This window comes from Comamonas sp. MYb69 (assembly GCF_037479315.1).
Taxonomy (GTDB): domain Bacteria; phylum Pseudomonadota; class Gammaproteobacteria; order Burkholderiales; family Burkholderiaceae_C; genus Comamonas.
Genome location: NZ_JBBGZG010000005.1, coordinates 279,944 through 295,506, shown reverse-complemented (window position 1 = coordinate 295,506; position 15,563 = coordinate 279,944). Strand labels below are relative to the sequence as shown.

Here is a 15,563-nt window from a genome sequence, read left to right as displayed (position 1 = left end):
CCTTGACCGCCCTGGTCTGAACTGGGGCCTTGCCCCCGCAGATGCTTCCAAATACATAGCATCAATACCCGTACAAGTGCGCGCTACGGGCTATTTTTTTAGAATATCGGACCCCGCCACCCTGGCGCCGAGCCCCGCGTGCATTACTCCACGACTGTTGTTGCCCATGTCTGCCCCGATTGATGTTTCTTTTTTTGAACGTGCTGCCAAGCCGCTGACCAGCTACAAGCCGTACTGGGCCAAGCGCTTTGGTGCTGCGCCATTTCTGCCGATGAGCCGTGCCGAGATGGACCAGCTGGGCTGGGACAGCTGCGACATTATCCTGGTCACCGGTGACGCCTATGTGGACCATCCCAGCTTTGGCATGGCCGTGATTGGCCGCGTGCTGGAGGCCCAGGGCTTTCGCGTGGGCATCATTGCACAGCCCGATTGGCAAAGCGCCGAGGCCTTCAAGGCGCTGGGCAAGCCCAACCTGTTCTGGGGTGTGACGGCGGGCAATATGGATTCGATGATCAACCGTTATACGGCTGACCGCAAGATCCGCTCCGACGACGCCTACACGCCAGGCGATGTGGGCGGCAAGCGCCCGGACCGCGCTGCCATCGTCTACAGCCAGCGCTGCCGCGAAGCCTACAAGGATGTGCCGATTGTGCTGGGCGGCATCGAAGGCTCGCTGCGCCGCATTGCCCACTACGACTACTGGAGCGACAAGGTCCGCCGCTCGATTGTGGTGGACAGCAAGTGCGACATCCTGCTCTACGGCAATGCCGAGCGCGCGCTGGTCGAAGTGGCCCACCGCATTGCCGCGCGTGAGCCGGTCGAGAACATCACCGATGTGCGCGGCACCTCGTTTTTCCGCCGCGCATCGGAAGAGGGCTGGTTCGAGGTGGACTCCACCACGGTCGACGAGCCCGGTGAGGTCGAGCCCCATATCAACCCCTACATGACGACCAGCGAGCAGGCCGAAGCCCAGGGCCAGAGCTGCGCGAAGGAAGATGCGGAAAAGCAGGGCGCTGATGCGTCCACGGCCGCGCCCGCCGCAGCGGCCTGTGGCACGGCTGCAGGCGCTGCCAGCACCAGCGCACCCACGCTGTCGAATGTGCAGCCGCTGCAGTTTGTGCCCAACCTCTCGCTGCGCCACAAGTCCAAGATGCCGGCGCGCGACCGCACCGTGCTGCGCCTGCCCAGCTTTGAAGAGGTCAAGAGCGACCCGATTCTCTACGCCCATGCCAACCGCGTGCTGCACCTGGAGACCAACCCCGGCAACGCCCGCGCGCTGGTGCAGGCCCATGGTGAAGGAGCCACGGCCCGTGATGTGTGGATGAACCCACCGCCCATTCCGCTCACTACCGCCGAAATGGACTGGGTGTTTGGCCTGCCGTATGCCCGCAGCCCGCACCCGGCCTATGCCGACGAGAGCGGCAGCCATGAAGGCACGACCAAGATCCCTGCCTGGGAGATGATCCGCACCTCGGTCAACATCATGCGCGGCTGCTTTGGCGGCTGCACCTTCTGCTCGATCACCGAGCACGAAGGCCGCATCATCCAGAGCCGCTCGGAAGACTCCATCATCCAGGAGCTCGAAGACATCCGCGACAAGGTCAAGGGCTTTACCGGCACCATCTCGGACCTGGGCGGCCCCACGGCCAACATGTACCGCCTGGGCTGCAAGAGCCCGCAGATCGAAGCGGCCTGCCGCAAGCCCAGCTGCGTGTTCCCCGGCATCTGCCCGAACCTGCACACCGACCACGGTCCGCTGATCAAGATCTACCGCCGCGCGCGCAAGCTCCCTGGCATCAAGAAGATCCTGATCGGCTCGGGCCTGCGCTATGACCTGGCGGTCAAGTCGCCCGAGTACATCAAGGAGCTGGTGCAGCACCATGTGGGCGGCTACCTGAAGATCGCCCCCGAGCACACCGAGGCCGGGCCGCTGAACAAGATGATGAAGCCGGGCATTGGCAGCTATGACCGCTTCAAGCAGCTGTTTGAAAAGTTCAGCGAAGAGGCGGGCAAGAAGCAGTTTCTGATTCCCTACTTCATTGCCGCCCACCCGGGCACCAGCGATGAGGACATGATGAACCTGGCGATCTGGCTCAAGAAGAATGGCTTCCGCGCCGACCAGGTGCAGACCTTCTACCCCAGCCCGATGGCTACGGCCACCGCGATGTACCACAGCGGCCGCAATACGCTCACCAAGGTGCGCCGCCAGATGCGCGACGAGGCCGAGGAGCGCGTCGACATCGTGCGCGGTGAAAAGCGCCGCCGTCTGCACAAGGCGTTCTTGCGCTACCACGACCCCAACAACTGGCCGCTGCTGCGCGAAGCGCTCAAGACCATGGGGCGCTCGGACCTGATCGGCAATGGCAAGCAGCACCTGATCCCGACCTTCCAGCCGCTGGTCGATGGCAGCTACCAAAGCGCGCGCAAGAAAAACAGCACCAGCTCCAAAAGCGGTAGTGGCCTGGGCTATACCACCAACAAGGATGGCAAGGCTGTAGCGCTGGCACCGCGCCGCCCGCAGGAGCAGCAAGAGCCCAAGGGCGATGTGCGCTTTCGCAGTGCGCAGCCCAAGCCCGGTCAGCTGCTGACCCAGCACAGCGGCTTGCCGCCACGGGCTGGCGTGCGCGCTGGCGCGGGCAAGCCTGGCTTGGCCAAGAAGTCGGGCCCCGTGCGCAAGGGCAGCCGCTAAGACTGCGGTGTTGTTGCACCCAGATCGCCGCAAAGGCGCCAAGCGAAGGCTTGGCGCCTTTGTTTTTGGCGGGATGGGGAGGCAGCCACCGGCCAGCGTGCAGGAACGATGGTCTGCACAACCCTTGCCCCACGGGGCGGCCAAAGCAGGGGCTTTGGCAGCGGGGGGTTAGCCCATCAGCTTCTGCCCATGGCGGTGCAGTGCCGTAATGCCCGCAACCAACAGCAGCAAGCCGGCCCAGACGCCGCTGATCGGAATGGGTTTGCCTGCCACGACGCTGCCCGCCTCCAGGCCACTGGCATCCTGCTTGGCGGCAGCCTTGTGCGCGCCAGCGGCCAGCGCAACCCCCCAAGGGGCACTGCCTACCGTCACGGCGCCATGCACTTCCTGGGTGGCGGTATCGATGATGGACAGGCTATTGCGCTGCGGATTGCTCACATAGGCATGCGTCCCGGCCGGATGGAAGACGACATGCTGGGGTGTCTGGTCCACCTCGATCACAGCGGCCACCGCGTGGCTGGCAGTGTCGATGACCGACACGGTGCCGTCGCCGCTGTTGGTGACATACGCCTGGGTGCCTGCGGGGTGGAAGGCGATGCGACTGGGATGCAGGCCGACAGCGACCGTGGCGACGACGCTGTGGGTTCGCGTATTGATTACGGTGACACGGCCACGGGCTTCGTCTGACGCGCGGTTGACCACATAGGCTAGGTTGCCTGCCGGGTGTATCTTGATATCGCTGGCATCGGCGCCGACGCTGATGCGCTCGAGCACCGTGCCGCTGCTGGGGTCGATCACCGCCACTTTGCCGACATCGGGGTCGCGGTGTTGTTCGAGCGAATACAGGCGTGAACCATCGGGGTGGACGGCCATGCCGCGGGTGTTTTGGGGGCTGACGGGAAACATGCGCATGAGTTGGTGGGTGGCGGTATCAATGACGGCAATCGCGCCGCCGCCGGGCGTGGTGGTGTCGACATAGGCCAGGGCCCCGGAAGGGCTGAAGACCACATCGTTGCTGACATGGTTCAAAGCAATGCCTGTGAGCAACTGCTGCTTGTTCAGATCGAGTACCGCAATGGTGGCGGACCAGACGCTGGAGAGATAGGCCAGGCAGCCGTCCGGGCTGATGGCAATCTCCTGGGGCATGGCCATGCCGGCGGGGATGGTGGTGATGCTGCGCTTGCTCGCCACATCGACCACCGAGACATTGCTGTCATCGCGGTTGACCACATAGGCCAGTGGTGCGGCCTGGCCCAGGCCGAAGGCGCAGCACAGCGCCATCGCACTGGCCCAGCGCAAGCCCCAGCGTGCCCACCCTTTCAGATTGACTAACACGATTAGACGTATGAAATTAATTAATTATATTAATGTACATCATAAGTTGCGGCAAAACGCATGCTGATCCATCGAATCAAGATTGTTCGCAATCCGGGGCAGGCTTTCCCCGCGCAAGGGGGAAAGAGGCCGTCGCCTGTCCCGCAAAAGGCGGTGCCCAAGCGCTGGCCTGTGCAGCACAGCGCTCGCTGCGAAATGCGCATTTCGTGACTGCTTGCAACACGTCTCTTGCAGTGCGCCACTGACCAGGTGCTGCCGTGTCAGCAACGGTGGGCGGAATGCCGCCAGGGCTGCCTCGGCTAGTGCACGCGGCCCGTAGGCAGTGCCTCGGTAGTGTCGGAGAAGGGCTGGGGCCGTCCTACCGCATAGCCCTGCGCGTAGTCGATGCCCATGCCGCGCAGGGTGTCGACAATCTCGGGCGTGGATGCGAACTCGGCAATGGTCTTCATGCCCAGCGCATGGCCCAGGTGGTTGATGGCGTCCACCATCGCGCGGTGTGCAGGCTCATTGAGCATGTCGGCGACGATGGCGCCATCGATCTTGAGAAAGTCCACGGGCAGGTTCTTGAGCGAACCAAAGGACGAGACGCCAGCGCCAAAGTCATCCATCGAGAAACGGCACCCAATGGCCTTCAAGGCATTGACCAAGCGGATGGCGTTGGGCAGATGCGTGATGGCAGCAGTCTCGGTGATCTCAAAGCACAGCGTGCGCGGGTCCACGCCATAAAGGGCAATCTGCTCTTGCAAAAAGTCCAGCAGGCGCTCATCACCCAGCGAGGTGCCTGAGAGGTTGATTGCGCAGCAGGAGATCGCTGGGCGGTGCGCGGCTTTTTGCAGGCGGGCCAGGGTCTGCAGGGTTTGCTTGACCACCCAGCGGTCCACCATCGGCATCAGCCCATAGCGCTCGGCTGCTGGAATGAACAGCACGGGACTGATGATGTGGCCGTCGGGCAGGCGCATGCGTATTTGCACCTCGATGTGCAGGCCGCCCCCTGCGATATCGTCTGCGGAGGTGCTCAGCGCTTCAATGGTTTGTGCATACAGGCAGAAATGCCCACCTTCCAGCGCTGCCTTGATGCGTTCGACCCATTCCATCTCTCCGACATAGCGGGCAATTTCCTGGTCCACACCCGGGTCATAGGCATAGACATTGTTGCGGCCGCGCTGCTTGGCGCCGTAGCTGGCCATGTCGGCAACGCGCAGCACTTCTTCGACCGACGCCAGGGGTGCTGCGAGCTTGACCAGGCCAATGCTGATGCCTGCACTCAGACTGCGCTCACCCCACTGGATGCGCACATTCTGCGCGGCATCGCGGATCTGCTCGGCAATGCGCTTGGCGTCATCAAAGGAGCAGTGCTTGAGCAAAATGGCAAATTCGTCACCACCGACACGGGCCAGCGTGTCCCCGGCGCGCAGACAGCGCTGCAGCATGGCGCTCATCGCGCGCAGCATGGCATCACCTGCAATGTGGCCTGCGGTGTCGTTGATGACCTTGAACTGGTCCAGGTCCAGGTACATGATGGCATGGTCGCCCGGCGCTGCCCCAGCCTGTTTGGTCTGCTCCAGGAAGACGCCCAGCAGGCGCTCAAACTCATAGCGGTTGACCAGGCCGGTCAGCTGGTCATGGGTGGCCTGCCAGGCCAGCTCGCGGATATAGCTTTGCTCCTGGCTCACATCGTGCAGCACAAAGACTGCTTCGGTCGTGCCAGTGTCGTCCCCGATCGGCGTGAACGCGAGTTTGACCTCGCGCATATGGTGCTGCGCATCACAGAGCCGGAAAATCGTCTCGCGCGGGTGCTCGCGCCCTTGCAGGGCATCGGCGATGGCTGTTTGCACCAGCGCAATGCTGGTGCCCCTGTCGCCGTCTCTTTGGTTCGCCATAACAGCCGGAGGTGCATGCATGTGCTGCACCAGTTCGCTGGTCACCAGTTGCTCCAGGCTCATCCCCAGCAGCTCTTCGGCCGCACGGTTCATGTACATCACATGCCCGGCTGCATCGGTGGTGATGACCGCCTCGCCAATAGCGGCCAGCGTGGTGGAGGCGCGCTCCCTGACGAGATCCAGCGCATCTTCGGCGCGGGCTGTTTTGCGCTGCAGGCGCCAGGTATGGCCCATCAGCAGGCCCAGCATGGCCAGCGCAATGCCGATGTTGATGGACCACAGCCATTTGTTCATCGCCCGCGATGTATCGCCCAACACCTTGTTGAAGGCCCGCTCGGCCTCGGACAGCTGTATCTGCAGTGCATTGATCTGGGCCAGCCAGCTTTGCTTTTGCTCCGGGGTAGGGGGAGCCAGCTGCATGCTGGCATAGATATCGCCCGCCAGATTCTGCAGCTCCTGCAAAGGTTCATCGGCGTCTTGCCAACGGCCCAGCAGCTGGCCGATGGATGCGGTGTGCTTGAAATACACCGTCAGCCAGATCAGGGCATTGATCTCTTCGGGCTCATTGTGGCCTTGCAGCAGCAGCAGGGCCGCCTGGGGTCTGGCCGCATAGCCACGCTCTTCGAGCATCAGGCGCGCCTGCATGTCGCTCATTGGGATATGCAGGCCTTGGTGGAACTGCTCATAGGCGGCAGGGTCACCGCTCACCGCATAGCGTGCCAAGGCATAGGTCGCATCTTTCTGGCCCTTGCTCCACTGGCTCTCGCCAGAGCTGAATGCTCGCATCGCCCCCAGAATATGCAGGCTGGAAATGGCCAGCACGGTCTGCACGATCGCCAACGCCACAAAGGGCCAGATGCTCAGCAGCAAGCTGCGCTTGCCCTTGGGCAGGGCATAGCCTCGCACAGGCTTGGCGTCGCTATGCACCGTTGTCGGCATCGGCGGAGTCAGACGCGGCATGGCTGCCCCGCTAGGGATCCGAGATAGGCCAACCCCGCTTCCGGCTGGAGACGCGATCTGGAGGGCGGGCAGGGCAGGTCAGCAAACATGGTGGGCGCGGTGCGAGGACGGTGAGACAAAGACGGTCCCAAAAAAATCATTCAAGCATAGTAATATGCTATTTGATGACTGAGTCCTTTAAATTGTAGTTATTTGGGGTAAATACGGGGAATTTTTCACGGGTGGGGGAGACGGCAATATGTAAGCAATGTTGACCATTTCGCAGAGATGCGCAAGCACCATCATGGCATTCTTTGCGTCGCACGCTCTACCGCGATGGAGGCCAAGCCTTGGCACAATGGCTGCTGCGGCACAAGCCTCACCATCTATACAAGGAGCCACACAGCATGTCAGCACAGCGTCCGTTCAAGGTTTTGGGAATCCAGCAAGTAGCGATAGGCGGTACCGATAAGGAGCGCATGAAAAAACTCTGGGTCGACATGCTGGGCCTGGCACAAACGGGCAGCTTCCGCAGCGAGCGCGAGAATGTCGACGAGGATATCCTGGCGATGGGCCAAGGGGCCTTCGCTGTCGAGGTCGACATCATGCAGCCGCTGGACATCGACAAAAAGCCTGCCGTACACGCCACGCCCCTCAACCACATTGGTCTGTGGATCGACGACCTGCCCCAGGCCGTGGCATGGCTCACCGCCCGGGGCGTGCGTTTTGCGCCAGGCGGCATTCGTCCCGGCGCTGCAGGCCATGACATCTGCTTTTTGCATCCTAAGAGCAATGACGAGTTCCCCATCGCCGGCGAGGGCGTGCTGATCGAGCTGGTGCAGGCACCCGCCGATGTGATTGCGGCGCTGGGTTGAGGCGGTCTTCAGCATGGCGGATACCCCCACTTTTCAAGCCTGTGTCATCCCGGTGCTGCGCAGCTTCGACGCCCAGCGGGCTGCAGAGTTCTACCAGGAGTTTCTGGGCTTTGTACAGGACTGGACCCACCGCTTTGGTGACGACTTTCCGCTCTACCAGCAGCTGAGCCTGCGCAGCGCTGCGGGCCTGGCCTGCTTGCTGCATCTGAGCGAACACCATGGTGATGCCTGCCCCGGCAGCACGGTGCGCATTGCCTGGCCGCAGCTGCAGGCCTTCCAGCAAAGCTTGCTGGCCAAAAACTACCGCCATGCCAAGCCCGGGCTGGAGCGCATGCCCTGGGGCATGCTGGAGATGCGCATTGCCGATCCCTTTGGCAACCACCTGGTGTTCTTTGAGGAGCTGCCACCGGGACCAGAAGGTGCGGCTGCCTGAGACACTGCGCTGAGTCCCACAACCGCCGCACGCCGTTGCGGCTTTTTTATGCGCGATTTTTGCAAAGACCCTCAACGGCACTGGGGCTAAAACACGGCGCCCGTGTCAATAAACTCCCAAATTCTGCCAGTGGTATTTGGCGAATGGGGCCAAAGGTGGACGGCCATGGCCCCGATGGGCATCTGCCCGCGTTCCCGGCACCTTATCTGCAGCTATCTGTATGCCTTGTTACCGCGGCGGAGCCTTCTGCTCAATGCACAAAGCAGGTGGTTGGCTGCATATTGGCAGACATTGCAGCAATCTGTCTTCTTCATGCCTGCAATGCACCTGCAACAGCGCCTTAAGTTGACGGCCCAGAAAAGCTGCCAGACAGGGCCGGAAGAGCCGGTGACGCAAGGGGCCGATGCGGCCTGGTAATGGACACAATAACTGCCATACCCAGGCATACCGCACCGGGTAGCGATTGAGGAGATTTCCCATGTCCAGCCCCCATACCCCGGATACCGCCCTGTCAGCGGTGCATTGGCATCCCAGAGCTGCCGCAACCCAGCCGGCAGCCAAAGAGCCCTGGCCGGTGGCCCAAGTGCAAGCCCTGTTGGAGATGCCCTTCATGGCCTTGATGTTCCACGCGCAAACGGTCCACCATGCGCACTGGCCAGCCGGTGATATCGAGCTGGCCACGTTGCTTTCCGTCAAAACAGGGGGATGCCCGGAAAACTGCGGTTATTGCCCGCAGTCAGCGGCCTATGACACGGGGGTCAAGGCCGACAAGCTGATGGATGTGGCGGAGGTGGTGCGCGCGGCGCAAGCGGCCAAGGCGGCGGGTGCCAGCCGCTTTTGCATGGGTGCAGCCTGGCGTGCACCCAAGGACAGGGATATCGCCCAGGTCAGCGCGATGATCGCGGCGGTGAAGGCGCTGGGCCTGGAGAGCTGCGCAACCTTGGGCATGTTGGCACCCCACCAAGCGCAGGCGCTGCGCGATGCTGGGCTGGATTACTACAACCACAACCTGGATACCGGGCCGGACTACTACCGCGATGTGGTCAGCACGCGGCAGTACCAGGAGCGGCTCGATACGCTGGCCCATGTCCGCGCTGCAGGCATCAGCGTATGCTGCGGCGGTATTGTCGGCATGGGCGAGACGCCGGTGGACCGTGCCGCGCTGCTGGCCCAGCTGGCCAATATGCAGCCTTACCCGGAGTCCGTGCCCATCAACAGCCTGGTGCGCGTGCCCGGCACGCCGCTGGCCGATAGCGAACCGGTGGACCCGCTGGATTTTGTGCGGGTGATCGCCGTTGCCCGCATCGTTATGCCCAAGGCCCGCATCCGCCTGTCCGCCGGCCGCCAGCAACTGGGCGAGGCGGTGCAGACGCTGTGCTTTATGGCGGGCGCCAATTCGATTTTCTATGGTGACAAGCTGCTGGTCACCGGCAACCCGGAGGCCGACTGCGACGCCAAGCTGCTGGCCAAGCTGGGCCTGGCGAGCTTGAAAACTGCGGCCTGAGCGAGGCGCTTGGACACATCGGCGCAGCAGGTGAGCACAAAAAAGGCCAGCGCATGCTGGCCTGGTGCGGGTTGCGATGACGGGATCAGCGCCGGCCGCCTTGCGCTTTCAGCGCCTGCGCAATCTCGGTGACGAGGCCGGGGCCCCGGTAGATCAGGCCCGTGTAGATCTGCACCACATCGGCGCCGGCCTTGATCTTCTCGACCGCGTCGGCTCCGCTCAGGATGCCGCCCACGCCAATGATCGGGAACTGCGGGCCCAGCGCCGCGCGCAACTGGCGCACCACGGCATTGCTGGCCTCGAACACCGGGCGGCCCGAGAGGCCACCGGTTTCTTCTGCATGCTGCAGGCCTTGCACCGCATCGCGGCTGATGGTGGTGTTGGTGGCAATCACGCCATCCATGCCATGGGCCTTGAGGCTGTTGGCAATCACGATGACCTGCTCTTCGCTCAGATCGGGGGCAATCTTCAAGAACACCGGCTTGTGCTTGCCGTGCTCGCGTGCCAGCTGCTCGCGGCGCTGCACCAGCGCGCTCAGCAGTGCATCGAGCGCCTCATCGCTTTGCAGTGCGCGCAGGTTCTTGGTATTGGGCGAGCTGATGTTGACCGTGATGTAGTCGGCATGGGGGTAGACCGCATCGAGGCACTGCAGGTAGTCGCTGGTGGCGTTTTCGATCGGCGTGGCCGCATTCTTGCCAATATTGAGGCCCAGCAGCAAAGGCGATGCCTGCTTGCGAAACTGCGCCTTTTTCACATTGGCCACAAAGGCTGCCAGGCCTTCGTTGTTGAAGCCCAGGCGGTTGATCAGCGCATCGCGCTCAGGGATGCGGAACATGCGTGGCTTGGGGTTGCCGGGCTGGGCCAGCGGCGTGACCGTGCCCACCTCGACAAAGCCAAAACCCATGGCGCCCAGGCCATCGATGGCGCGGGCGTTCTTGTCCAGGCCCGCTGCCATGCCCACCCGGTTGGGGAACTGCAGCCCCGCCAAGGTGATGGGGTCGCTCACCCGGCTTTGGCGCCAGGCGCAGGCCAGCGGCGTGTTCTGGCCCTTGGCCAGCATGTCCATCGTGAAGTCGTGGGCAGCTTCGGGCTGCATGCCAAACAGAACGGCGCGGGAGAGGGAATAGGGGATCAGGGACATGGGATGGGATAATCAAGGCGTTATCTGTATTTTCGCTGATCTGATCGCACTACCATGACACAAGACGAATTAAAGGCCGAGGTTGGCCGCGCAGCCCTGCAGTATGTGGTTGCCGGAGAAATCGTAGGCGTGGGCACTGGCTCCACCGTGAACAAGTTCATTGATGCACTGGCCACCATCAAGGACCAGATCCCGGGCGCTGTCTCCAGCTCCGTGGCCAGCACCGAGCGCCTGCGCGCGCTGGGCATCCAGGTGCTGGATGCCAACGAGGTCGAGCGCCTCGCGGTCTATATCGATGGTGCCGATGAAATCGACCACCAGGGTTTCATGGTCAAGGGCGGCGGCGCGGCCTTGACGCGCGAGAAGATCGTGGCGGCGCTCGCCGACCGCTTTATCTGCATTGCGGACGCCTCCAAGCAGGTGCAGACCTTGGGCGCTTTCCCGCTGCCGGTGGAAGTCATCCCCATGGCTGCGGCCCAGATCGCCCGCCGCTTTGCTGCCAAGGGCGGCCATGCGACCATCCGCCTCAAGGATGGCCAGCCCCTGGTCACCGACAACGGCCAGCACATCCTCGATGTCACCGGTCTGGCGATTGCCGACCCTGCCGCCTTTGAGTCGGAAGTGAACCAGTGGCCAGGCGTCATCACCGTCGGCGTATTTGCGCACCAGAAAGCGGCTGTCTGCCTACTGGGCACCGAGCAAGGTGTAGAGACGATCGAGTTCTAAGCAGCCAAGCACAAAAGTAATGGCCCGACCCTGGCGCTGCCGGGTCGGGCCATTTTTTGTGCGGCGCGTGCTTGTCTCTAGAACACAATCCCTGTTGGATTGTTGGGCGTGACGCGATCGGGCTCCACGTTCTGGCTGCCCGGTGCCGGTGCGCTGCCGGGTTCTGCCGGCTGCGCCGCTGCTGGGGCCGCCGGTGCAATCACCTTGGGAATCAGCGGTTGCGCGGGGGTGGGGCGGTAGCTGGAGGGCAGCTTGGACTGGGCTGGGTAGCCGGCTGCGTCCAGATAAGCGCTCCAGTCGTTTTCATTAAAGCCACTCAGATGCTGGCTTCCCAGCGTGGCGAAGGGAATGGTGCCATCGGTGTTGAGCTTGCGCAGCGCCTGGATTTCGGCATTGGAGGTCACCGTCTTTTCTGCAAAAGGCACGCCCCGGGTCTGCAGGTAGCGGCGGGCCACATCACAGGCACCGCAGTCCTTGCTGGTGTAGAAGGTCAGCGGGTACTTGGTGGCCGCTTGTTTGACTTCCAGCGGCAGGTCATTGATCCGGGTACCCGCAGGCTCGGTGACAGCACCCGTCGATACCGATTGGCTCGGTGTGTCGGACGTGGGCGCGCGGTCCGAGAACGTGACCCGGCCATCGGGGCCCACAATGCGGTACACCGTTTGTGCGCTTGCCCAGCCTGCAGCGCAAGCGATTGCGGTGCCGACGAGCATGCTGCCCAAAGCCTTTGTCTTCATGCCTATCCCTCTCTATAGCTGTTGTAGCGCCATTATGCCTGCGCAGCACCCCAACAGGCGGTGGGCTGCGGTCTGCCGGGCACTGCAGGAGTGACCGGCAGGGGGCGGCCGGCAGACGGACCCGCTCAGGCCGTCAGCGGCTCGGCCATGCCCTGGTGGCGCAGCAGCGCATCGAGCTGGGGCTCTCGGCCCCGGAAGGCCTTGAACGATTCCATCGCTGGGCGGCTGCCACCGGCTTCCAAAATCGCATGCAGGTAGCGCTGGCCCACCTCGCGGTCCACCACATCGCTGCTGCCGCGCTTTTGCGCTGCTTCTTCAAAGCTGGCAAAGGCGTCGGCCGACAGCACCTCCGCCCATTTGTAGCTGTAGTAACCGGCTGCATAGCCACCCGCAAAGATGTGGGTGAAGGTGTTGGGCATGCGGTTGAAGTCTGGCTGGTCGAGCACCGCCACCTGGCGGCGCACATCGCGCATCACGCCGTAGATGGCGTCTGCATTGATGCCATCGCCCGACAGCTCGGTGTGGATGCGCATGTCAAACAGCGAGAACTCGATCTGGCGCAAGGTCTGCATGCCCGATTGGAAGTTCTTGGCCGCAATCATCTTGTCGTAGAGCGCGCGGGGCAGCGGCTCGCCGGTGTCGACATGGGCCGTCATATGGCGCAGCACTTCCCACTCCCAGCAGAAGTTTTCCATGAACTGGCTGGGCAGCTCGACAGCATCCCATTCCACACCACCGATGCCGGAGACATCGCGCTCGTTGACCTGGGTGAGCATATGGTGCAGGCCGTGGCCGGTTTCGTGGAAGAGGGTGATCACGTCGTCATGGGTCAGCAGCGGCGGCTTGCCATCGACGCCGGCGGCAAAATTGCAGACCAGGTGCGCGATCGGGGTTTGCAGCTCGCCGTTGTCCGGGCGCAGCCAGCGGGTGCGCACATCGTCCATCCAGGCGCCGCCGCGCTTGCCATTGCGGGCAGGCGGATCGAGGTAGAACTGGCCGACCAGCACGCCGTCGCGCTCGATGCGGTAGAAGGCCACGTCCTGGTTCCAGACCGGAGCGAGGTCGCCCTTGATCTGCACACCAAACAAGGTCTCGACAATGCGGAAGAGCCCAGCCAGCACCTTAGGCGCCGGGAAATACTGCTTGAGCTCCTGCTCGCTGAAGGCGTAGCGCGCCTCTTTGAGGTGCTCGCCAATGTAGCCCCAGTCCCAGGCCTGCGGGTTGTCCAGGCCCAACTCGGTGCGGGCATAGTCGCGCAGGTCTTGCACATCCTTTTGGCCATAGGGCTTGGCCTTGCTGGCGAGCTCCTGCAAAAATTCGAGCACCTGGGCCGACGACTGGGCCATCTTGGGCGCCACCGACAACTCGCCAAAGCTGGGATAGCCCAGCAGATGCGCTTCTTGCTCGCGCATCTTCAAAATCTCGACCATCAAGGGCGTGTTGTCGAGCTTGGTATCGCCAAACTCGCTGGCCCGCGTGGTGTAGGCGCGGTAGAGCTTCTCGCGCAAGGCGCTGCTCTTGGCAAACTGCATCACCGGCAGGTAGCTGGGGATCTTCAAGGTCAGCTTGTAGCCGGGCTTGCCTTCGGCCTCGGCCGCAGCGCGGGCGGCCTGGATGACGTCCTGCGGCACGCCAGCGAGCTCATCGAGCTCTGCGTAGTAGGCAAACTGGTCGGTCGCATCCATCGCGTTTTCGCTGTACTTTTGGCAGGCGATGGCGCTTTTTTCTTGCAGCTGCGCATAGGTCTCGCGCGCCTGGCCTTGCAGCTCGGCGCCGCCGAGCACAAAGTTGCGCATCGCGTTGTCCCAGGCCTGCTTTTGTTCGCTGTTCAGGCTGGCCGGGTCGATGGCCTTGTACTTGGCATACAGCGCCTCGTCGGCGCCCAGCTGCGTCCAGAAGGCGGTGACCTTGGGCATCTCGGCGTTGTAGGCGGCGCGCAGCGCAGGCGTGTCGGCCACCGAGTTGAGGTGGCCGACCATGCCCCAGGCCCGGCCGAGCTTTTCAGTGCTGACATCGAGCACCTTGGCGATTTCGTTCCATTGCGCCGGGAACCCGGGCGCCGTGACCGTCTTGAGGGCCGCTTCACTGTCGGCCAGAAGCTGGTCGATGGCGGGGGCGATATGTTCAGGTTGGACCTGGTCAAAGCGGGGCAGGCCGCTGAAGTCGAGCAATGGATTGGTCATGGTGCTGTATATGGGGCCTGGCGCCCTGCAATCAATGCCATGTTGGCACTTGGAACGTAATCACGATCCGGAGATCATTGCCTGTCATTTAAGCACAAAAAAAGCTGCTGGCACCGGCAAGGCGGATGCCAACAGCTATCGTTTTCATAGTTTTACCGCAGCGATAAATCGCCTCGGAATTGAGGCGATTTTGCGGAGATCAGGCGCGCTCGGCCGACTCCAGCGTATTGACCATCAGCATGGTGATGGTCATCGGGCCCACACCGCCGGGCACGGGGGTGATGTAGCCTGCGACTTCCTTGACGCCGTCAAAATCCACATCGCCGCAGAGCTTGCCTTCGGCATTGCGGTTCATGCCCACATCGATCACCACCGCGCCGGGCTTGACCATGTCGGCGGTCAGCACATTGAGCTTGCCCACCGCTGCCACAACGATGTCGGCCTGGCGCGTCATCGCAGCCAGGTCGGCCGTGCCGCTGTGGGTGATGGTGACGGTGGCGTTGGCCGCCAGCAGCATCATCGCCATGGGCTTGCCCACGATGTTGGAGCGGCCAATCACCACCGCGTGCTTGCCGCGCAGGTCCTTCATGCCGATCGATTCGAGCATCTTCATGCAGCCGTAGGGCGTGCAGGCCTTGAAGCCCACTTCGCCCACCATCAGCGCGCCGGCGCTGGCCACATGGAAGCCGTCCACGTCCTTCGTGGGCGAGATGGCTTCGATGACCTTGTGGTCGTCGATGTGCTTGGGCAGCGGCAGCTGCACCAGGATGCCGTGGATGCTCGGGTCGTTGTTGAGCGCCTCGACCCGGGCCAGCAACTCGGCCTCGGTCATGCTTGCGTCGTACTTCTCCAGCACCGAATGGAAGCCGCATTCTTCGCAGGACTTGACCTTGTTGCGCACATAGACCTGGCTGGCCTGGTTGTCACCGACCAGGATCACGGCCAGACCCGGAACGATGCCCTTGGCCTTGAGCTGGTCGGCTCGCGCCTTGACATCGGCACGCAGTTGCTGGGAGAGGGCCTTGCCATCGATCAATTGAGCAGTCATGTGGTCATCCAAAAAGGGTTGCGCGTGGTCCAGCAGCCGGGCGAGCCCCCAGCATGGCGCGCGGAATTGAAAA

Annotated in this window: 11 protein-coding genes; 5 read left to right on the top strand and 6 right to left on the bottom strand. The window is 62.9% G+C overall.

Going from position 1 to position 15,563, the window contains the following annotated elements:
* Positions 1–166: 166 nt before the first annotated feature.
* Complete coding sequence (locus WH303_RS09555) at positions 167–2,689, top strand: YgiQ family radical SAM protein (protein WP_339518158.1); 2,523 nt, start codon at positions 167–169, stop codon at positions 2,687–2,689.
* A 168-nt stretch (positions 2,690–2,857) separates the two neighbouring features.
* On the opposite strand, the gene WH303_RS09550 is transcribed toward WH303_RS09555, so the two are convergent.
* Positions 2,858–4,024, bottom strand: a complete 1,167-nt coding sequence (locus WH303_RS09550; protein ID WP_339518156.1) for a YncE family protein — start codon at positions 4,022–4,024, stop codon at positions 2,858–2,860.
* A gap of 299 nt (positions 4,025–4,323) precedes the next feature.
* Positions 4,324–6,864 (bottom strand): EAL domain-containing protein, encoded by a 2,541-nt coding sequence (locus WH303_RS09545; protein ID WP_339518155.1) that lies wholly within the window; start codon positions 6,862–6,864, stop codon positions 4,324–4,326.
* A gap of 386 nt (positions 6,865–7,250) precedes the next feature.
* On the opposite strand from WH303_RS09545, the gene WH303_RS09540 reads away from it, so the two are divergent.
* The 3 genes from WH303_RS09540 (at position 7,251) to bioB (ending at position 9,655) form a co-directional block, all read left to right on the top strand.
* A complete protein-coding gene (locus WH303_RS09540; protein ID WP_339518154.1) occupies positions 7,251–7,718 on the top strand; it encodes a VOC family protein in 468 nt (155 codons plus the stop codon).
* A gap of 13 nt (positions 7,719–7,731) precedes the next feature.
* Positions 7,732–8,151, top strand: a complete 420-nt coding sequence (locus tag WH303_RS09535; RefSeq protein WP_339518153.1) for a glyoxalase superfamily protein — start codon at positions 7,732–7,734, stop codon at positions 8,149–8,151.
* Positions 8,152–8,629: 478 nt separating this feature from the next.
* Positions 8,630–9,655: a biotin synthase BioB gene (gene bioB / locus WH303_RS09530; protein WP_339518152.1), complete on the top strand. Its 1,026-nt coding sequence runs from the start codon at positions 8,630–8,632 to the stop codon at positions 9,653–9,655.
* A gap of 85 nt (positions 9,656–9,740) precedes the next feature.
* On the opposite strand, the gene WH303_RS09525 is transcribed toward bioB, so the two are convergent.
* A complete protein-coding gene (locus WH303_RS09525) occupies positions 9,741–10,796 on the bottom strand; it encodes a quinone-dependent dihydroorotate dehydrogenase (RefSeq protein ID WP_339518150.1) in 1,056 nt (351 codons plus the stop codon).
* Between the two features lie 54 nt (positions 10,797–10,850).
* Here WH303_RS09525 and rpiA point away from each other — a divergent pair, with 54 nt between their 5' ends.
* Positions 10,851–11,522 (top strand): ribose-5-phosphate isomerase RpiA, encoded by a 672-nt coding sequence (gene rpiA, locus WH303_RS09520; RefSeq protein WP_339518148.1) that lies wholly within the window; start codon positions 10,851–10,853, stop codon positions 11,520–11,522.
* A gap of 77 nt (positions 11,523–11,599) precedes the next feature.
* Here rpiA and WH303_RS09515 read toward each other — a convergent pair whose 3' ends face one another.
* The 3 genes from WH303_RS09515 to folD form a co-directional block, all read right to left on the bottom strand.
* On the bottom strand, positions 11,600–12,259 hold the full coding sequence (locus tag WH303_RS09515) for a glutaredoxin domain-containing protein (RefSeq protein WP_339518147.1): 660 nt from the start codon (positions 12,257–12,259) through the stop codon (positions 11,600–11,602).
* A gap of 125 nt (positions 12,260–12,384) precedes the next feature.
* A complete protein-coding gene (locus WH303_RS09510; protein ID WP_339518145.1) occupies positions 12,385–14,442 on the bottom strand; it encodes a M3 family metallopeptidase in 2,058 nt (685 codons plus the stop codon).
* 199 nt (positions 14,443–14,641) lie between these two features.
* Positions 14,642–15,490 carry a bifunctional methylenetetrahydrofolate dehydrogenase/methenyltetrahydrofolate cyclohydrolase FolD gene (folD, locus tag WH303_RS09505; protein WP_021028068.1) on the bottom strand — a complete coding sequence of 283 codons (849 nt, stop codon included), beginning with the start codon at positions 15,488–15,490 and terminating at the stop codon, positions 14,642–14,644.
* Between the last annotated feature and the right edge of the window lie 73 nt (positions 15,491–15,563).